Origin of the sequence: Bacillus cereus group sp. BfR-BA-01381 (genome assembly GCF_022663555.1) — a bacterium.
GTDB classification, from domain to species: Bacteria; Bacillota; Bacilli; order Bacillales; family Bacillaceae_G; genus Bacillus_A; species Bacillus_A pacificus.
Window position 1 is genome coordinate 1 of record NZ_JAKUFR010000089.1, and the last position, 18,478, is coordinate 18,478.

The following is an 18,478-nucleotide window of genomic DNA, read 5'->3' on the forward strand; positions in this document are numbered from 1 at the left end:
TTCCCTATATTTCGCTATTCTTTTTATCTGTTAAACTCTGCAAAACTGGACTTACTTCCCTAATATTCTCTTTTATTATTGAATATTCGATAATATAGAATGTTGACTTAGAAAATTACTTAGGAATTTACTTTGTAATTTACTAAGTATAATCACCAAAAACCCTTGATACTAAAGGTCTAATTGCATCTTTTTTTTTTCTAATGTATTTATTGTGTTTATTGGTTTTATTTTTAAAACAAGAAGTAATAAATACAGATTTTATATCATCATTTTTGATTTTCTTTTTTTATTAGATAAGATATCAATAACAGAAGGTAAAACTTAAGGATTTAAACATCTTCCCTAATATTCGCTAAACCTCATATTCTGCATTTCAGCAAACTAATGGTATTTTCCCTATAAAACTACAAAAAAACCTCTTACAAGCCAATCTACGAGCTTAAAACAATATATATATGCATCCTCTCTTTCTATACATAAGATTTCACATTATGAATGGTCTTTTTATAAAACAGAATTCAGAAATTAGGAAGGGTATTGAAGTTATGTATGTCCTCATAATTAAAACCTAAACAGATTACTATTTGATAACTAAAAAGAACCTATTGAATAACCAAAATATAACCCACATCTACAAAAAAGAGTATTTAAAAGTTATTCAACCGTACACCGACAACATTCCTTATCTATTCGATAACCATTTTGTACTTTATGATAATTCTGTAGTTATCTAAAAGTAATCAAAAAGTAATCTTTTTGTGTTTTTACAATCATTTTATGGTTGCTTAGACTCTTGGAACATGATAAAATATAATTAAGTTATTAAATAGTAATCTTTTTGTAATGTTACCGTATTTAAAAAGTTTTCATAAAATAATAAAATAGTTATTAAAAGGAGAGATATTTGTGAGTGTACTATGCAACTTAAAAGCTGATATTGGAAATAGTAAAGTGAAGTTCAAAATTGAAGATAAGGTTCAAAAAATCCCTAGTGTATACAAACGTTTATTTAAACCTCTTACTCCAAGCGAAACAGATATTGAGAAGTGTGTTGTGAATTTATTAGATGACTTAAACGTACATATTACAAGTTCTTCAATTAAGCGTAGTGGTCAATTTTTAGTAGGTAAACGTGCTATGAATTTCGCTAAGGATACAACAACAATGGACATTGAAGAAGGCGGAAAACATGAAGACGATCTGCCAATTATTCATCTAGTTAGTATTGTTGCTGCAAAGGCGATTCAAAAAGAATTTGGAGAAACTAGAGAGTTACCAAAAACACTGGATGTAAAGGTGAATTTAACTACAGCTATTCCAGCAAGTGAATGGAAACCAGAACATGCTAGGGAATTAGAAAGAAGATTTGTAGAAAAATCACATATTGCAATTGTAGATGTTGCTGAAGAGAAGGTTACTGTTACAGTTACCTTTGAAAAAGTAAGAGTAACACGCGAAGGAATACCGCCATTATACCGAATGATCCGTGCGATTGCCGATGGCGATCATAAAATGTTTAGTAGATATGTGGAATTTTGTAAAAATGAACTAATGTATAGTGAAGAACAGATTCAAAATCTATTAACAGTAGAAGTATTCTCGAAGAAAAAAATTCTTCATGCTGATGTAGGTGATGGAACAACAGAATATATCTATACAGACGGATTGAATCCAATTCCTGATTCTTGTACGGGTGAACGTAGAGGGATTGGCCATGCTTTATTAGAAGCAATCGCTTTATTGCAAGAAAGTAGACCAGGATTTGGAGAGTTGACTCGACAACAATTCGCCGAAATTCTATTAAATTCAGAGCATAAGTTCCATAAAGAATCACAAGAATTTTTCTATGAAACTCGCTTTGTTCAAGCTGAAAACATTTTACGTGATATTCGTAATAAATACAGAAATAATACAGCTAGTGAGGCTGAAGTAATTGCAATCTATGGTGGAGGATCAATTGCATTAGAAGATGATTTAAAAAATGAATTAATATCATTCTGTAAGAAAAACAAATTGGAATTACTATGGATTCCAGCTGAATATGCGGTGGATATGAACATTGAAGGTTTAGATGTACTAGCAAATGAAGTGTTAGCTTAGGTAGGTGCTAAATTATGAAGGAAAAAAAACCAGAACAATATGGATGGAAACTAAAAAAGGTAAATGATCCTGATTTTTGGGCCTGGTATGAAAAGCAAGATAATATAGGCGAATCACTAATTACCTTGGCACAATTTTTTATAAAGCAATACGGTGTATTGGACGTAAAAAGTTTTGAAGCACAACAAGCAATGCATAGAGATTTATTGTTGAAAGATGAATTTTATCAAGAATTTAATCAAATGAAAGCTTTATTACATGGTAATGCTGCTATGACTGTTCCTAATATGCCTGTTGAAAAATCTTCTGTTGAAAAAGTCGCAACTTCTGAAAAACCTTCTGTAGAAAAAAAGAATGTAAGTGAACAGAAAATAGAAACAGAAGTAAAACAAGAAAAATCAAAAGGTAGTTTATTTGGGGCCGTGGATCAAAATAGTATCCTTTAAAAGCTATTATGAATGACTTAAATAAGCTTATATTTTCTTTTGAAAAACATGAAAAAATAAACGGAAAAATAATAATCAGCACTAGGAGGAAAATGCTAGTTGTCCGTTAAGGGCAACTAGCATTTTCTATATAAGAGAACTATAGGAAGTATAGCTGCTGTGACAATATGGGTTGCTGTAAAGAGTAATTATATAGAGAGAATATATAAGAAGATAATATATGTACAATATATGTGATATATATACTATGAAAGGAACGTTGGATGGTGTTTCGTACCGAAATACGAAAGATGTTGGAATGTGATTAGATGATGGAATATGGAATGAATGGGTTGCCGGCCGCCGCGGATTTACTGTAGTTAAAAGACTAATAGCCTTTCGATTAGTTACGGTATTCTACGAATACAGTTACTATCTCAAGGATAACTTCAGTAATCTTGTTCTTTATAAGGATTAGAATCTACCTTGATATAATAGGATTTTAGTATAGAATGACCATAGGAATAGGTACAGAACTAATTTACAAGTATTCTTACGCCTATTCCTATAGCTATTCTATTCATTTCTATAGTAATTCCATAAGTAATTCTTAAATACATTCTAAACTTATTCCTTAGTGTATTCTGTTTGGAATATCGAAGATATTATTTAAAAAATTGATATTTTCATCACTGATCCACCTCGATATTAATACGAATAAAGGGTTAGATGTACTCATGAAACATTCGCATTAAAAATAAATTGAATTTTCAGAACTAATTACGTAATGGAACTAAAATGACCTATGATTATGAGTAAAGAAAACACATTCGCTCATCCTTTTAGATGATACTTCGCGACGAAAAAAATAAGAAAAGAGGAAGAAGAACATAAAAGAGGCAAGAAACCCCTATTGCGTAATGTAAGATTTTTGGCGTATAATTGCGGTACACGATTTTTAGAAAAGAGAGGTATATAGAAATGAATTACGAAACAAGTGTCAGCATGTTTTTGTCTTCACTCAAGAGTCGCGGGCGCAAGGAATCTACTCTCCAAAGATATCATTACGATCTATCTATTTTTGTCTCCTGGATCAAAAACAGATACCCATTCCCTTCTCAAGAAATCTTTCAATCTTTCGATACAAATACATTGTTTAGCTTCTTAAATGCTCTTAAAAGAGATCGTGGAGCGTCTACATCTAACATAAAAAGGATCAAAGGAGTTGTAATTAACTTTCTACAGTTTCATGGTAATACAAGCGATTTAAAAAGTGATGTTGCCCCGCCACCCCTTACATCAAAAAACTTCGCTTCAGACAAAGAAATACGTAAACTAATGCGCACAATAAAAAGTTTAGATGGATTATCAGAATACCAGGCATCCGGAAGAATACATATCTTGAACCGAAATATCCTATTAGTCCGTTTCATGCTGAAGTATGGCTTATCTATTCAGGACATCATTTCGCTATCCATGCACGATTTAAAACTTAGTGAAGGTATTATTACCCCAGGACAAACAAGTGCGTTCAAACGTGCCGTGAGGCTATCCAAAAAAGATAGAGAATTAGTCTTAGACTATTTAAATGACATTCCAGAAACGGTACGACCAAGACAACAAAGTGACGACCCGTTGTTTGTAGCTTTTGATTTCGGACCACAAACATTTCGATGGAATTATGAAAAAGACGCTCCTGCAGCTCTAACAAAAATCAGTGTCCAACGGATGCTACAAAAAGAAATTAAACGTGCAGATATTCACGTTACCCCTACAACGTTACGTAATCGTTGGATACTAAACGCCTTACAAAAAGGAATGACACCTGTCGAAATCAAGTTACACCTTGGTTTAAAAAGCATAGAAGCACTACATCGTTATATAGTTTTTTGGGAAGGTTTAGGGACTCATCCCGAATACGGTAAATGAAATTTTAATCAATAGAAAAGGTTTTCTTGATTACAATTAATTAAGAAAACCTTTTTATCGAACCTGGAACACAAATTTATAATGGTCCTATTTGATATGCCAAGCCCAAAATCAAAGTTCGATATGTGATATGGTTTTAACATACTATTATTCCAGGAGGTCATATTATGCAAAGTACCAATGAACAAACTATTTTTTTATATGAGTCTATCAATACTGATTGTTATCAGTTAAACGTTGCAAATAACGGACCAGGATTCAATCATTTTGATTTGTATGTAGATCATGCCAATAAAATTTTTCACATCTTTGATTCTCTAAATTATTTAGACCCTGACTCTGGCACATCCGCTGATCAACATGCTTACTGCCAACATAATAACCTAATGCAACGAATTTGCACTTCACTAGGATTAAATCACGAAACGTATTATAAAGCAGTAATTTATAACCCAAGTTCAAATACCGAAGGCTTCGAGACTGAACATTATGATGTTAAACGCTATGATCTAGAATCCATAAAATATACACCATTTGTTGAAAAAGCTAAAAAAATAAGTCGAATTGCGATATAGAACTAATAAATACCTGTATGTTTCAAAAAAAGAGTATTTCTTAATGTAATAATAAGAAATACTCTTTTCACAAACATTCATCCATATTATGTTCTTATTGCATAGTGTCCTTTTATAGTAGCATCATTAGTACCTTTGTTATAAAAAATAAGTTCAATACTATTTGAACCTTTTAGATCATAACCCACTAAAAAAACTTCAGACTTTACAGGTTTAACCTCATAAGTAGTAAAAAGAAAATTCCTAACCTCATCTGCCGGTATCGGTCCAATTACAAGAGAATCGTAATCACCAGCTTTTATTGTGATAGATGCATCAGTATAAACCTTCTTTATTGCCTTAGAATCTTCCATCTTATCGCACCTCCTTTTACAAAAAAATAACAGCTATTTAATATAGTCTTCAAACAATATAAACTTATTCATTTTTCATGTTTCCCTATTGAAGTCTAGAAAGAATTTATCGATGGATTACCCATGAAAGAAAAGATAATCGCCTTAAAATCGCTGTCTCGGTGACACTATTCCCACAAAATAAAAACACGAATAGCCCAGTTGTAGTTTATTTTTTAACAACTACTAATACTGGGCAATAACATCCAAACTCCGGATTATTTATGTACATATTCATATGCTACTTTCTAAGCGCGCTTATAATTCGCGAGCTTTCAAGAAAACGCAAAGGATATTTTACGGCGCCAACCTTTTTCCCTACTTTGCTTACTATTGGTATTGACACAATTCCAATAATTTAAACATTTGTAACTTTAGTTTACGAAATTCACGAAATGCTGGTGGTACTCCGTATAGAACTTATAATATTCGTTTCAGTCTTAAAAGGTCAGAATATTTAGATATAATTTATCCTACACTTTAATGATGAGTATCATATATATTGGTAGAATAGAATACATAATTAATCTTTCGGAGGAAATACCATGCCAAATGAAACTAGTTTTTTCAAGAAATACAGAAAAGTAATTTTGAGTATTATTATATTACCGCTCATTGCTTCCTTTATTGCTGCTTACTTTATTTTTGGGGATTTATTTGAAGCCTTTCTCAAAATGTGGGAATATCGGGGGAAGCCTAATATAACTGCTAGTTCTGTAACAGCACTTTCATATATATTTACAATCTTAGTCGCAATTTACGCTTTATGTGCAACAACTTTTTTTAGTAAGTTAGTATGGAAAGTAAGTGAAAGTAGCTTATTAGTATCTCAACAACTACAAGACTTGGAAAAAACTCGTGATAAAGAAATAGTAAGAGAAAATGCACTTATTGTTTATTATGATCTTCAACGAGGAATTTCAAATTTAAGAGAAATATATATAAATTGTGTGTTAAATGGAACTGAACCTAAAATAAATAGAATTTATTTTAGCACCGAATGGATTAAAAATGTAGCTAACTTAAGAGATGGCCTTACAAATCAAGAGTTAAATAGGGTTTATAAATTGTACGAACAATTTTACGCTTTACAAAATATACTGGAAGAGTATAAAGCAAATGAAATAAATGATGAATTAATAGAATTTATTGAAAGACTATCCAAGGAAGTATTCGCTGATTTTATTCCATTCTCGTTAATGGATCAAATTAGAGTGTCTTCAGTTGATGAATTAGTTGATATTGATTTATATATCATATTACAAAAAATTTATAGTCTAACCTTTATTTCTTCCGAAAAGCCTAAGGAAAAATTAATGAACGGAAAAACTGTTTATGAAACATATATAGATGGAATACTTTTCTTTGTAGGTGATAGCCCAAAAGCATTTATAGGTAATGGAGCGCTTTATAATAGTAATGGAAATATAAAATGTTCTGGTCACTTTAGTTCAAAACAGTTTATTAAAGATACTATTTATGGATATTATGAATCTACCAAAAAATGTTACGAGTATACATATGAAGAACAATTAATTAAAAAAGGAACTTTATATAAATTGACTGATGATGACAAGAATGAATATTTCTATAAAGGTGAATTTGAAAATGGTAAAGTTTTGACCGGAATTACAACTTTATTCCATAAAAATCAGAAAATTAGTTATCAAGGGGAGGTTAAACATCGCAATCTAGAAGGACAAGGAACATCGTATAATGACATGGGGTTTAAAGAATTTGAAGGAATTTGGAAAGATAATAATCCCCATAATGGTACGAAATATATTTCTTATAAGAAAGCATTTAAAGGTGAATTTAGAAATGGGCATCCATGGACAGGAACAGCTTATGGACTAAATTTATCATACAAAGTTAAACAGTTTAAAGGAGAGTTACATGAAGGTCAGCCTATAAATGGAACAGGTTTGTTTTTCAATAGAGACAAGGAGGGTCAGACTTTATATGATCTAGAGGCATATGAAGAATGGCAAGAAGAAAATGCCGAGGAACAAGCTAGAGCTGAAGAAGACCCAAAATATATCGAGTCTCAAATTGAAGGTCATGCAAGTATGGAAAATAGTTATCGACGTCGAACTTATACTGATTGGACTGAATATATTAACGCTGAATGGAATGAAGGTATTGTAACTAAAGCTGAGGATAAAGAGGTGAATAAAACAGTATTATAAAATTACATTTAACACATATTGCATAAATAATATGTTGCTGTAATCATTTTTAATTTGAAATATAAGAAAAACTTGTAGTGATTTCTACAAGTTTTTCTTTATGTTACCCATGAAAGAAAAGATAATCGCCTTAAAATCGCAATCTCGGCGACACAATATAAACTATTTAGAAATCACTTTTGAACCAACTTGAATCTTGATGTTTCTTTTAGATTCATTTAATTGCATTTGATTATAAAAATTAATAATAGAATCAATTTGAAAAATACGAAAGTTCTCGCTTGAAATGTGATATTTTTTATTGGTTACAAGCAAGATCGATGGGAAAATTTTTGTATTTTTAGGCTGCCACGATTGTTTCTTCCATTCATCACTATGAAAATACATTTCATACCTTCCTATTTTCTTTTCCATAACTTTATTACTGTAAACTGAATTTTGAAATTCAATAAAGAAAGGGGCTCTATGCCATATTGCAAAAGCATCTGGTTCCATAAAATCTTTTCCGTATTTCGGCTCCACTTCAAATATTTTTGGCTTTTCATAGTAAGCAAGCTGTTTGTAAATATCTACAATACCTAAGAAGTGCGATAACTTTTGACTTGTTTTTCGAATAGTGTTGGGTTGCGGAAAGTATATGTACGGCTGTTGAGACACGTTCACATCTACATAACCATCTCTTCTTAAACGCTTCATTACTGTATTACAGCAAGTCACACCGTTTTTTATCCCTTGAAAATGCAAATCAATAATATCATCCCTGGACATGCATCTAAATCGTTTTAAATCATTTAAAATCTCCCTATCTCTAATCTTCATAATTTAACACCCCAAATATAGGAGTCTCTTCTTGTAAAGGTTCTTGAAGCTTCATATTCTCCTTAGAAACCCGATATGGTTTAACAATAAATTTCGCCTTATTCAAATCCAAATAGGGAGCTTGCACTTTTTTTAATCCGTTTAATTTTAAAATTAATTGGCCAGATTGTTCTAATTGCTCCGATCCAGGTGTCCCCATAATATTACTGTTAATTGAATCAGCACATTTAAATCCAGCTCTAACCGTCATATTAAGCTTCAATTTACCATCTAATACTTTTGCATCTGGCCTCTGCATACTTAGCAAAAGGAACACTCCGAGTGATCGTCCGACAGCTGCTATCTTTTCAATTGTATTCATACAATCTTTTTGATTTTGTAACATAGCCACTTCATCAATTCCAATTAGTATATATGGCTTTTGATTACCAGGAGACAACCTATTATACTCATCGATATGATCAACTTCATATTCTTCCATGATCTTTCTTCTTTCTCTTATCTCCTTCCAAACTTTTTGAATCATAATATCCATTTCAACTTCTTCCATACAAACCTGTTTTACATGTTGCACTCTTCGTAAGAAATGAAATTCAGAGTTCTTTAAATCGCCTAAATACAAATGTAATTTATCCGGAGACATATACTGTATGAGCGTAGATAAAACAACACGCACCATACTACTCTTACCGCTTCCCGTTTCCCCTGCAATTAAAAGATGAGGTGTATTCGCGCCTGCCATATCATATACAACCAGGTTTCCCGATTGATCGCGACCTACTACTATAGGAAGACAATATTTTTTTAATAATGGCTCCCACATTTTATAACTATAATTATATGGCTGCATTCCTGTATTTGTATGAAATACATTCAATATAAACCTTTTAATATCACCTTCAATCTCAGTATTTGCCCCAAATACTTGTTGAAAACAAAACCACTTTTTCTTAATCATCGCTGGGTCTAATCCATTTGGAATTGTAAATACATACCGTGTCTTTTCATTTGAACTAATAACATCATGGATTTGAGGATATATAATAAATTTTCCCCCTCGTGTTTGATGCTCAATATATAAACCACTCTTATTAAATACCTCTATAAGCTGATTCTTTAGACTTCGTTTATATATCCAGTCTTTTATAATCCCCATATAGTCCTCCTAAAACATTATTATTGTTCTAATAAGCAAATAACCAATTAAACAAATTCCACTTATACGGGTTCCATGAAAAATCACATCACTGATAAATTTAGCTTCCGTTATATAATCTTTTCGTACCAGGTACTTCTCCAATAAAACTGCACCAATCAATACACTACCTATTGCACCAACTGCAATATAGGTGCCTATCATTTGATCTGACATATGAAGAAAAGCGAATGGACTTATTGAATTGTTTTTTTTTACTTGTCGTTCACTATTCTTATACGATTCATCTACAAAAGAGCGAAATGGAATTACTTGTTTTCTTGTAAACATAATCCTATCCCCTTTACTATTTATCGCATTCCACACAAAATTCTGAACAATACTTTTTTCCTTCCCACCTCCAAAACAACCAATCTGATAAAAGACATTTACAATACTCACAAGTTTCTTCAACTCTCATCCTGCTGCTCATACCTTCCCCCCCTTTATAAACAAATTTCAAACTACTAATTACAAATGGATTTATGAACCAAAAACCTTGATAGGGTAACTTTAATCAGTACCTTTATAAATACTTTGATAGTTACTTTGGTACATCATATTGCGTACAGCTTGTACATTTTCTTACTTTTTTTCTTAGCTTTAAAATTTTTTCCTGAGTTTAAAAAAATGAGAAATAGGCCAAGATGTTGATGAGGTGATACAAGTGTACGGGCTGGGGAAAAAACGCACAAAATTTGGCCGTTTTCTTGATCGAAATGGAATAGCACAAATCGAACTAGAAAGAACATCTAAATTGAGTACTGGTACTATTTCTAAACTTTGTAATGACAAAAGATATAGACCTAAATTTTCAACGATAACTCAAATAATCAAAGGGTTAAAAAAGTTAGGAAAACATGTAGATGAAAATGATTTTTGGATATAAAAACGAGGTGTATCTAGAAAATTATTAACGAGGAAAAAAATAAGTATTTGAAAGTATCATTTAATTGTTATAAAATATTTTAGTCATATACTCCAGTATTTCATTGATATACTCATAAATAAGAGTTCTCGAAAATCAGCCCCTTGGAGCGCACGCCAAGGGGCTGAAACATTATAAAAATAATTAACAATCAAAAAGAGCATCCCAATGTTGAGGTATGGGGCTGCTCTTTTCCTTATTGAAAACAGATTTTATACAATTAATGTGTAATGCGGAAACCTTGAATGATAATGAATAAAATATTTTACAAAGTTTAAATAGAAATTGCATTTATTTAAAGGATGCATGTAAATGATCTGGGTGGGGAAACGCTGGTTTTTGTGTTACTCCTGTAATACTTTTATCATCAAAAAGTATAGTCTTCGCTCCAGCAGCGATCAATTTATTAACCAATAACTGGGTTTTTTCACGGTCATACTCACAGTCAGTATACTTATGCCCTTTTCCATCACAAGTCATTAGTCGGATATCAAGCTCTTCACCAGTTCGGTGTGTCGAATGAGGGGGATATAATCCGCCCCAGCGTAGAGTTCCTGCTGTAATAGTAACCGGATATTTCCAACCTTCTTTTTTTACTTCCTCACCTAATTTAATCAAAGCAGGAGCTATGTCTTTATGAACATATCGTCCCATAGCTGTTTCATCAATTTGCAATCCCTTATCAATGATAGGTATCTCTACTAAAAAGTCATACCCAATTTCTATTATTGCTTGTTTGGATTCTCCATTAGAGAATGTTACAGTAAATTTTTCTTGTCCAATTGTAGACTCGTTACCTCCAATATCTGAAACACGATATATTACTTTAGCTATACCGTTCTCATCAGTAGTGACCTCATTTTTGTCCAATGTTCCAAGGAGGCGTATTAAACCTTCACGTATCTTATTCCTCACATTTCCTTGTGCTTTTTGAGGATATCTATTTACAACACCATCTTCACTTCGCCACTCAGGGCCATTAGGGTTAATAGGCTCAATTTTTAGAGTCAATTTATCTTTTGGAACAGGTCTTCCAGCTGTATCTGTAACTGTAAGCGTAAATTCATTAGTTTCTTTTCCATTAGGAGGTAATCTTAAAGGACCATCATCTAACATAAGCGATTTAGGCTGTTTTTTATTAATTTTACATATTATATTCATCAATTAGCTTCCTTTAATTTTAATGTTAAATAAAGAACCGATTATCCATTATTAATATTTTTATCATTAAGTAGGATCAGCAATCTGAATTAAAAACACATAACCATTTTCATCTTCAACACATCTAGGTTCAATTATATGAGGTACATTATCGCTACCTTCTTTACCTGTAGCTGGATGTCTATAATTAAATAACAATCCAAATTTTGGTGAATTGCAGTCCACTGAAAAAAGGTTTTTATATGCATTTTGATTTACACATTCGGTTTCACTATAACCGTCTGCACAAGTGCGACCAATCGGAGGATTTAGTTTAGTCTCACCTTCTAAAGTAAAATAACTTGTTATTTCCCAATTACATTGAACAATAACATTTATCTCATAGGGTTTTTCCATAAGCTTAACGGTGGAACCTAACTTAACATCTTGAACTATTTCATGTTTTAAATTTTTGTTACTTTGCAACTTTACCACTCCTAATGCATTTAATTTGTTTTTAATAATATGTAAAATGAGCTAACAAAATATGCATATTTGTCCGAATTGTGTCTAAACGTACAAATTTCCCGAAATGGTATGGTGAGGCCTACATCAATTAATCCCCTTTAATTTTAATTAAATCAATATATATAAATATATATAATTAAAAACTAAATACCAAATATATAACAAGTACCATACTAATAGCTAATCCATAGAATCCATAAAACCAAATTTGATCTGAAACATTTTGCTCAATGCCAAAATAAGTATTTACCCTTTTATAATTCTTAGATATAAAATTAAAAATTCTCTCCAGGGTTTTCTCCTTAAATTTAGATTGTGCTAAAATAGATGCGGAAGGTGTAATTTTAACCATTGGGTGTTTCATCGTCATTCATCCTTTCTAAGATTATATTTTCATGTAAGAGGAAGGTGTTTTCTTATGCTGCCAGGCGTGGAAACATCTTTCTCTTTTATTTTTTCTTATAACTAAATTCACATTAAATTAGATAATACATTTCATAATTTTTACGATTTAGAGAAAACAAAATCATAAAAGGCATCAACTGTATTTTCCAAATTATATTGTGAAATATGCTTTTCTAACGCTTTCATCAACTGTGGCTTTTCATCTTTAAAATGAATTGAATAATCCATAAGAAAACTCCAGTTCCAGGATGGAATTGCTACCAAACAACTATGTTTCATTTCATGTTCACAAAAATATACTGTAGGTGATCCGTAGTTTTCTAACACTTCAAAATGTACAGCATCCATATTAATTCCCCCTCTTATTTGGGCGCTCTTGTGATTTTAAAATAATCCATGTCTTACCTATTTTTTTAGCCATTATCTCTTTCCTTGAACATAAATTTTTAATATATCCGGCGGATAAATTCCATTTTTCCGCCGCTTCCTCTACTCCCATAACATCATCTAACGCATTTTTTCCATTTATATAATCTACAACAAATTGTCTTAACTCTTCTGCCGGTTCAGTTGTCTTTTCATTAAACTTCTCCCAAAGATCATCCGGCAATCTAAATTTTGCCTGCATTAAAACCCTTCCTTTCAATTTCACAATTATATTTCCGGGCCAGTTCAGACGCATATTTTAAAGCTGAGTGTCGTTCTCTACCCGAAAATGTTTTTTCATGTTCATATGGGCCATAAATCTTTTCATTTTCGATCCATTCATTTGAAACAATTGGATGTAAGATTAACTGTACATGATACATTACTTTACTATTTGAATAACCTCTACTACTTCTTGTAATCCTAACTGTTTTTGTAAACTCTGTATTCATGACAGTTTGAGCATGTTCAAAAATCCCCATTTGGTATTCTTTTAATTTCTCAATTATTTCTTCTAATCTTTTTATATCCCGTTCACACATGTCACTATACTGTCTTAAACGTTTTATATCATATATGTGTTTGAATTTATCAAAATTTGCACTTATATACACTTGGCATCCTCCTATTATAAGGTTTAAGGGGAGAACCCCTTAAACCTCAAGCTTTGGCTTCACTTTTTTAATCCGTTTCACTTCATGCATAGAGCGAATTTCATCAAGAGAAAATTCTTTTTTATGAAACTTCTTATACTCTCCTTCATACCAAAACCAAGCTTTTTTCCTGGATGCCCATTTAAAACCTAAATCTTTCAATTCTTTTTTCAATGAGTATGTATCCCCTGTTATCCAAATCCAGGTACCAATGATTTCAATTTCTAAATCATATTGAATCAGTTTATCAATGATATCTTGATATGCTTTATTATTTCCCTTCCCACCATTTAATTGTTCAAATAAATCATCATATTCTTTTTTCAAATTAATAAAATCTTGATGGCTCCCACCCAAATCCGGATGATATTTCTTAGCTAATTTCTTGTACTCTCTTTTCAATTCTTCTACGGTAGCGACACTCTGAAAAAATCTCATGGTCAACATCTCCTTTATAATAATGTGCGTTATCGCACTTTCTGTAATCATCTTAACATGCGTTATCGCACATTTCAATAGTTTTTTTCAAATTGAGCAATCTTTCTTTATTTCTAACCGTAAGTTACGAACACCAAAGCTATTGATTTACAATAAAAATAACCACCCATACAAAAATATGAGTGGCTAGCATTATGGATATTTTTCCCGAAGGGATTAATGACATTTTCTATCTCTATTTTCTTTTTATTCTTTCAATGCTTATTTTTGATTCTTTTTCTAACGGAAAAATCACTTCTTGTTCTTTTGCAATTTCCGGTGAGATTAATTCATATTTTTCATCCACAAATTTCTTCACGGCTTCTATAAATCCTATAACACTTATTCCTGGATTATCTTTCGTAGCTTCTGCTGTGATTATTGTATGAGGCTGCGAAGAATTAAACCAATATAAATCTTCAAAATTTTCTGCTATGGTCCATGACACATAATGATTATTAAAATCAACTTCAACAAGATCTTTATGAACTCTTCTTAACTTCCCAGTATACAATAGATATTTTGCATACTCATTTAATTCCTTGTCTTCACTGTTCTCCCAATTACGAATATCTTGTATTACTTCTTTCCATAATTCATCTGTTTTTTCTAAATCATTTCTGCGAGTTCCTTCTTTTGTATGATTTACCCACTTTTCTAAGCATTTTACTAGTTTCATATATAACTCCTTATTTTTAATAAATACCATTATACTCCCAGGCTGATTTGATGTCCTTTTTTATAAACAGATCAATTTCAATCCTCAATCTTTCTTAAAACACAATTTTCTCTCTTGAAGATTCTGAGCGGTTTAATGATACTTTATACACAAAAGAAAAGATAATCGTCTTAAAATCGCAATCTCGGTGACTCCTTTTTGTAGAATCGGTCCTTTTTTACAATACAGTCCAAATCCGATACACAGTCAAACAAAAAAGACTCATTCAAAATGAAATGAGCCTTCCTTTTATACACTAAGAAACATTTTGTTTTCTCCACTGCATAAGTTTCACTTTTTTCCTCTTTAGCTTCCAAAAATGAAATAGCGTAATCAAAAATCCAATTGGTCCAAATATCGGCGTCATCACAAAGAACCACCCTAGCACCGAAGCTTTCACAAACAAATAAATAAACCATCCCTTATCAGTCATCATAAACATTGTATCCGCAAAGAAAAAGTTCTTTATAGAGGAAACAAATATTCTTGTAAACGGAAAGAATATTAAATTAACTGTCATTAAAGTAATCATCCCTATTTCATCCCATGGAATCACCCATCTAAAAAACAAATAGATTAAAATACCCCACATATATGATTTTATCAAATATCGAATATTAATAGACTGACAAGCTCTAAACATTATATACAATCCCCCAGCCCCTTCCTTATAATACAAGTCGATTCGTCCCTTAACATCAATAATCCTAATATATTTATTTTATTGTTCTTTCTCCGCTGATCGTTTCCTTTTTTCCCGCTGCAATGTACTCACACTAATCCCTGTTATTTTTTCTACTCTTCTATAAGATTCCGTTTGCAATAATTTAAGGGCATAGTCCATTTTCTCTTTGTTATATTTTTTCGGTCGCCCCTCTTTAAAATTAGGATTCAATTTAGCCATTGCTTTCCCTTCTTGTGTTCGCTCTACAATCATATCTCTTTCAAATTCAGCAAAGGCACTCATTACACTAAATATTAATCTACCTGTAGGTGTATTCTCTACTAAGCCCATATTAAGGATATGTACCTTAACATCTTTATCAGATAACATTTTTACTGTTTGAATCCCATCCACTGTAGACCTTGCAAAACGATCTAATTTTGTCACAACAAGTGTGTCTCCACTTTTTAATACAGAAAGCAATTCCTGGAATTTTGGACGTTCAAATTTTGTCCCTGTAAATTTTTCTGCGTATATTTCCTCGCAACCTTCTTTTTTTAACATCTGAATCTGAGATTCCAAATCCTGGTTCAATGTACTTACCCTGGCGTATCCATATTTAACCAAAAAATCACCTTTTCTACATTCACTTTTGACCATAAGTTTTGATATAGGTCTATATACTGATTTTATCACAAAAGAAAACCGTGTTCAAAACCTTTAAGTAATGAACATGATATTAAGTCAATTACTGAATAAAGTTTGGTATAATCTTCTAGGGGAGGTGAGAAAATTGCCTAGAGATATTTTAACAGATGCGGGTGTATCAAAAGTGCCATATAAAAACGCACAAGGAAAAATGATAGAAATAACACATGTGCAAGTTACTTATTATGAGTTAAAAAAAGATGATAGAAAACGTTTTATTACATTACCAATTGACAAAGCGAATGAATTCGCAAATCAAAAAGGTATTAATGGTCCATATGTTTCTGCAAGTTATGACAAAGAGGAAGCAAAAAAAAGCGGATTGATTAAAGAATAAAAATATATTTAGTAGGAGTGAATGAGAAAATGAGAAACGCAATATCAATTATTAGTACTGCAAAAGAACATGTGGAATACATAAAAGAATTATTAAAAGCACAGGAGAATAACGAGGAAAAAACAGAAGAAATCATTTTAAGTACCAATCAAAGTTATGAAAAAGACAGACTAGGTAAAGTGCGCACCTCAAACCACGAAAAATATCCTCAATTCCTATTTTGTGAAGTTAGTGAAAATAAAGAAAAACGAATAATCGCTGTTGCTGATTTTATTAATTTAACTGATAAAGAAGTTACAAAAGATAACAAAGATAAATATAATTTGATATTAAGAAACTTACGAAAAGTGGATAAATCAAGTGTCCTTGATTGTGCCGTAGGCGATATGGTGGATAACAACAATACAAGCATTCCTCTAAAAGACCTTATGGATAATGCCTGTAACGGGACAACTAGATTTTACATAACATGGCCTGAATATTGATATCCTAGCCATTATACTTCATATTACAACGAAAACATTGATGAAGAACAAACTCAATGGATAAAAATATTTATAATACCAACAACTAAAAGCGCAAGAATAAACAATCAAATGTTTTTCTTGCGCTTTTCACCTTATTCTTAACTACATTACTTTTCAAGACAACAATCTACTATTTCCCCAATTGTAAATATACTTCGATTCCGGAAAGCATCAGTGGTAATCACTTCTCTTGTATATTGATCAATTTTTATTACCGTCACCATTTCATGGTGAATATACCCCTGCCGATAATAGCTTATATGTATTTCTTCTTCTCTACATAAAGATTGGTTTAAAATCCGCCCTATTTCTTCTAATTGTTGTTGATCCAGGAGTGGTTTTTTGATTTTATTTTGTTCCTGGATAATCTCACGAATCCCCTGAAACTGCTCCGGTAAACTGGCAAACGGCATCCACTTGACCATCTTCCGTCCCTTTGGCATTTGAGAATTTATCATGCTTTATGGCCCCCTAACAACATATTTCTTTCTCTAGCTGTACTTTCATTACAATAGGATATTCCCCTTAATATGCTGTTCTTACCGAATTTTGACCTAATATCATCCATGACATATGCTAATTTCATTTCTTTTTCTCTTCTTTCTACATTATCAAACAACGAAAGTTGTTCTTCTCCATCTTTAATTAAGTTAGTCAAAGATACCGATATACTTCGAATCGGCTCACCTGTATACAATCTATGTAAATAACCCATACAAACTTCATAAATATCCATCGTCAAACAAGTGGGACGCGGAAAGGTACAGGTTTTTCTAATCCCACCACTATAAGTTCCGCTATAACTAACAGAAAATTGTATCGTTTGCGCTAATTTCTTTTCTCTTCTTAATCGATAACAAACTTCTTCAATATGCTCTAATAAAACAATTTGTATTTCTTCAATTGAATAATCACGCATTAAGATTTGACTTTTACCAATTGATTTTGATTCTGTCACATGTTTTTCTGCAATTTTACTAAAGTCAATCCCGTGACTATGCAAATGCATATCCTCACCGATTATTCCAAAAGATTGTTTTAAATACTTCAAAGGATAATGAGCTAAATCACCAATTGTATAAATTCCCTTCTTATTCAATTTTGCTTCAGTTTTCGTTGATATCCCCCAAAATTCATTTAACGGACGTATTGGCCATATCTTCTCCGGCACATCTTCATAACTCCAATACGCAATCCCCGTTTCATTCCTCTTAGCTTCACGATCCATAGCTAAGATTACTAAAAAATGTACATTATGTTGTGTACATAACTATTGTATAAAGTTAAAATTAGATTATCAGAAGATTATAAATATAAAAAAAACGATTAATAAGTTAATC

At 31.7% G+C, this 18,478-nt stretch carries 23 protein-coding genes and 1 pseudogene; 8 read left to right on the forward strand and 16 right to left on the reverse strand.

What is annotated here, in order from left to right:
• Positions 1–909 precede the first annotated feature (909 nt).
• The 4 genes from MR079_RS23065 (at position 910) to MR079_RS23080 (ending at position 5,032) form a co-directional block, all read left to right on the forward strand.
• Positions 910–2,103, forward strand: coding sequence for a ParM/StbA family protein (locus MR079_RS23065; protein ID WP_061112673.1), 1,194 nt, complete (start codon positions 910–912; stop codon positions 2,101–2,103).
• Between the two features lie 14 nt (positions 2,104–2,117).
• Positions 2,118–2,549, forward strand: a complete 432-nt coding sequence (locus MR079_RS23070; RefSeq protein ID WP_061112672.1) for a hypothetical protein — start codon at positions 2,118–2,120, stop codon at positions 2,547–2,549.
• 960 nt (positions 2,550–3,509) lie between these two features.
• Complete coding sequence (locus MR079_RS23075; RefSeq protein WP_061112671.1) at positions 3,510–4,457, forward strand: tyrosine-type recombinase/integrase; 948 nt, start codon at positions 3,510–3,512, stop codon at positions 4,455–4,457.
• Positions 4,458–4,624: 167 nt separating this feature from the next.
• Positions 4,625–5,032, forward strand: a complete 408-nt coding sequence (locus tag MR079_RS23080) for a hypothetical protein (RefSeq protein ID WP_061112670.1) — start codon at positions 4,625–4,627, stop codon at positions 5,030–5,032.
• Between the two features lie 86 nt (positions 5,033–5,118).
• On the opposite strand, the gene MR079_RS23085 is transcribed toward MR079_RS23080, so the two are convergent.
• Positions 5,119–5,385, reverse strand: coding sequence for a hypothetical protein (locus tag MR079_RS23085; RefSeq protein ID WP_061112669.1), 267 nt, complete (start codon positions 5,383–5,385; stop codon positions 5,119–5,121).
• 584 nt (positions 5,386–5,969) lie between these two features.
• Here MR079_RS23085 and MR079_RS23090 point away from each other — a divergent pair.
• A complete protein-coding gene (locus MR079_RS23090; protein WP_242294703.1) occupies positions 5,970–7,613 on the forward strand; it encodes a toxin-antitoxin system YwqK family antitoxin in 1,644 nt (547 codons plus the stop codon).
• 162 nt (positions 7,614–7,775) lie between these two features.
• Here the strand turns inward: MR079_RS23090 and MR079_RS23095 are convergent, their stop codons facing one another.
• The 3 genes from MR079_RS23095 to MR079_RS23105 are packed head-to-tail and all read right to left on the reverse strand — an operon-like array spanning position 7,776 to position 9,918.
• Positions 7,776–8,432 (reverse strand): replication-relaxation family protein, encoded by a 657-nt coding sequence (locus MR079_RS23095; RefSeq protein WP_061112667.1) that lies wholly within the window; start codon positions 8,430–8,432, stop codon positions 7,776–7,778.
• Positions 8,422–9,588 carry an FtsK/SpoIIIE domain-containing protein gene (locus MR079_RS23100; RefSeq protein WP_242294704.1) on the reverse strand — a complete coding sequence of 389 codons (1,167 nt, stop codon included), beginning with the start codon at positions 9,586–9,588 and terminating at the stop codon, positions 8,422–8,424. The genes MR079_RS23095 and MR079_RS23100 overlap by 11 nt, the downstream gene beginning before the upstream one ends.
• Positions 9,589–9,597: 9 nt before the next feature.
• Positions 9,598–9,918, reverse strand: a complete 321-nt coding sequence (locus MR079_RS23105) for a hypothetical protein (RefSeq protein WP_061112710.1) — start codon at positions 9,916–9,918, stop codon at positions 9,598–9,600.
• Positions 9,919–10,294: 376 nt separating this feature from the next.
• On the opposite strand from MR079_RS23105, the gene MR079_RS23110 reads away from it, so the two are divergent.
• Positions 10,295–10,516 (forward strand): helix-turn-helix domain-containing protein, encoded by a 222-nt coding sequence (locus MR079_RS23110; protein ID WP_061112665.1) that lies wholly within the window; start codon positions 10,295–10,297, stop codon positions 10,514–10,516.
• Between the two features lie 330 nt (positions 10,517–10,846).
• On the opposite strand, the gene MR079_RS23115 is transcribed toward MR079_RS23110, so the two are convergent.
• The 10 genes from MR079_RS23115 to MR079_RS23160 form a co-directional block, all read right to left on the reverse strand.
• Positions 10,847–11,716, reverse strand: coding sequence for an Ig-like domain-containing protein (locus MR079_RS23115; protein ID WP_242294705.1), 870 nt, complete (start codon positions 11,714–11,716; stop codon positions 10,847–10,849).
• Between the two features lie 66 nt (positions 11,717–11,782).
• Positions 11,783–12,181 carry a hypothetical protein gene (locus tag MR079_RS23120; protein WP_061112663.1) on the reverse strand — a complete coding sequence of 133 codons (399 nt, stop codon included), beginning with the start codon at positions 12,179–12,181 and terminating at the stop codon, positions 11,783–11,785.
• A gap of 178 nt (positions 12,182–12,359) precedes the next feature.
• Positions 12,360–12,587, reverse strand: coding sequence for a DUF3961 domain-containing protein (locus MR079_RS23125; protein ID WP_061112662.1), 228 nt, complete (start codon positions 12,585–12,587; stop codon positions 12,360–12,362).
• A 140-nt stretch (positions 12,588–12,727) separates the two neighbouring features.
• Complete coding sequence (locus MR079_RS23130; protein ID WP_061112661.1) at positions 12,728–12,976, reverse strand: YueH family protein; 249 nt, start codon at positions 12,974–12,976, stop codon at positions 12,728–12,730.
• A 1-nt stretch (position 12,977) separates the two neighbouring features.
• A complete protein-coding gene (locus MR079_RS23135) occupies positions 12,978–13,256 on the reverse strand; it encodes a helix-turn-helix domain-containing protein (RefSeq protein WP_061112660.1) in 279 nt (92 codons plus the stop codon).
• Positions 13,240–13,668, reverse strand: coding sequence for a hypothetical protein (locus tag MR079_RS23140; RefSeq protein WP_061112659.1), 429 nt, complete (start codon positions 13,666–13,668; stop codon positions 13,240–13,242). The genes MR079_RS23135 and MR079_RS23140 overlap by 17 nt, the downstream gene beginning before the upstream one ends.
• Before the next feature lie 39 nt (positions 13,669–13,707).
• Entirely contained in the window at positions 13,708–14,145 is a 438-nt protein-coding gene (locus MR079_RS23145) for a J domain-containing protein (protein WP_061112658.1), read from the reverse strand.
• A gap of 235 nt (positions 14,146–14,380) precedes the next feature.
• Positions 14,381–14,863, reverse strand: coding sequence for a hypothetical protein (locus MR079_RS23150; protein ID WP_242294706.1), 483 nt, complete (start codon positions 14,861–14,863; stop codon positions 14,381–14,383).
• Between the two features lie 295 nt (positions 14,864–15,158).
• Positions 15,159–15,434 carry a hypothetical protein gene (locus MR079_RS23155; protein WP_235590458.1) on the reverse strand — a complete coding sequence of 92 codons (276 nt, stop codon included), beginning with the start codon at positions 15,432–15,434 and terminating at the stop codon, positions 15,159–15,161.
• 189 nt (positions 15,435–15,623) lie between these two features.
• A complete protein-coding gene (locus MR079_RS23160; RefSeq protein ID WP_201027552.1) occupies positions 15,624–16,226 on the reverse strand; it encodes a recombinase family protein in 603 nt (200 codons plus the stop codon).
• A 133-nt stretch (positions 16,227–16,359) separates the two neighbouring features.
• Here MR079_RS23160 and MR079_RS23165 point away from each other — a divergent pair, with 133 nt between their 5' ends.
• Both MR079_RS23165 and MR079_RS23170 read left to right on the forward strand, forming a co-directional pair.
• Positions 16,360–16,611: a hypothetical protein gene (locus tag MR079_RS23165; RefSeq protein WP_061112708.1), complete on the forward strand. Its 252-nt coding sequence runs from the start codon at positions 16,360–16,362 to the stop codon at positions 16,609–16,611.
• Between the two features lie 29 nt (positions 16,612–16,640).
• The gene (locus tag MR079_RS23170; RefSeq protein WP_061112707.1) at positions 16,641–17,096 is read left to right on the forward strand and encodes a hypothetical protein; all 456 of its coding nucleotides are present in this window, start codon (positions 16,641–16,643) and stop codon (positions 17,094–17,096) included.
• 149 nt (positions 17,097–17,245) lie between these two features.
• Here the strand turns inward: MR079_RS23170 and MR079_RS23175 are convergent, their stop codons facing one another.
• Positions 17,246–17,596, reverse strand: a complete 351-nt coding sequence (locus tag MR079_RS23175) for a YolD-like family protein (RefSeq protein WP_061112706.1) — start codon at positions 17,594–17,596, stop codon at positions 17,246–17,248.
• Positions 17,593–18,372: pseudogene (locus tag MR079_RS23180) on the reverse strand (DinB/UmuC family translesion DNA polymerase); the annotation flags it as partial. The pseudogene MR079_RS23180 and the gene MR079_RS23175, both read right to left, overlap by 4 nt.
• Between the last annotated feature and the right edge of the window lie 106 nt (positions 18,373–18,478).

What these genes read in the sequence shown, in the direction of transcription:
- MR079_RS23100 (WP_242294704.1), bottom strand. Translation starts at nt 9,588, where the DNA reads ATGGGGATTATAAAAGACTGGATATATAAACGAAGTCTAAAGAATCAG.
- MR079_RS23105 (WP_061112710.1), bottom strand. Translation starts at nt 9,918, where the DNA reads ATGTTTACAAGAAAACAAGTAATTCCATTTCGCTCTTTTGTAGATGAA.
- MR079_RS23085 (WP_061112669.1), bottom strand. Translation starts at nt 5,385, where the DNA reads ATGGAAGATTCTAAGGCAATAAAGAAGGTTTATACTGATGCATCTATC.
- MR079_RS23145 (WP_061112658.1), bottom strand. Translation starts at nt 14,145, where the DNA reads ATGAGATTTTTTCAGAGTGTCGCTACCGTAGAAGAATTGAAAAGAGAG.
- MR079_RS23115 (WP_242294705.1), bottom strand. Translation starts at nt 11,716, where the DNA reads ATGAATATAATATGTAAAATTAATAAAAAACAGCCTAAATCGCTTATG.
- MR079_RS23075 (WP_061112671.1), top strand. Translation starts at nt 3,510, where the DNA reads ATGAATTACGAAACAAGTGTCAGCATGTTTTTGTCTTCACTCAAGAGT.
- MR079_RS23090 (WP_242294703.1), top strand. Translation starts at nt 5,970, where the DNA reads ATGCCAAATGAAACTAGTTTTTTCAAGAAATACAGAAAAGTAATTTTG.
- MR079_RS23080 (WP_061112670.1), top strand. Translation starts at nt 4,625, where the DNA reads ATGCAAAGTACCAATGAACAAACTATTTTTTTATATGAGTCTATCAAT.
- MR079_RS23175 (WP_061112706.1), bottom strand. Translation starts at nt 17,596, where the DNA reads ATGATAAATTCTCAAATGCCAAAGGGACGGAAGATGGTCAAGTGGATG.
- MR079_RS23155 (WP_235590458.1), bottom strand. Translation starts at nt 15,434, where the DNA reads ATGATTACTTTAATGACAGTTAATTTAATATTCTTTCCGTTTACAAGA.
- MR079_RS23135 (WP_061112660.1), bottom strand. Translation starts at nt 13,256, where the DNA reads ATGCAGGCAAAATTTAGATTGCCGGATGATCTTTGGGAGAAGTTTAAT.
- MR079_RS23125 (WP_061112662.1), bottom strand. Translation starts at nt 12,587, where the DNA reads ATGAAACACCCAATGGTTAAAATTACACCTTCCGCATCTATTTTAGCA.
- MR079_RS23095 (WP_061112667.1), bottom strand. Translation starts at nt 8,432, where the DNA reads ATGAAGATTAGAGATAGGGAGATTTTAAATGATTTAAAACGATTTAGA.
- MR079_RS23150 (WP_242294706.1), bottom strand. Translation starts at nt 14,863, where the DNA reads ATGAAACTAGTAAAATGCTTAGAAAAGTGGGTAAATCATACAAAAGAA.
- MR079_RS23070 (WP_061112672.1), top strand. Translation starts at nt 2,118, where the DNA reads ATGAAGGAAAAAAAACCAGAACAATATGGATGGAAACTAAAAAAGGTA.
- MR079_RS23170 (WP_061112707.1), top strand. Translation starts at nt 16,641, where the DNA reads ATGAGAAACGCAATATCAATTATTAGTACTGCAAAAGAACATGTGGAA.
- MR079_RS23130 (WP_061112661.1), bottom strand. Translation starts at nt 12,976, where the DNA reads ATGGATGCTGTACATTTTGAAGTGTTAGAAAACTACGGATCACCTACA.
- MR079_RS23160 (WP_201027552.1), bottom strand. Translation starts at nt 16,226, where the DNA reads ATGGTCAAAAGTGAATGTAGAAAAGGTGATTTTTTGGTTAAATATGGA.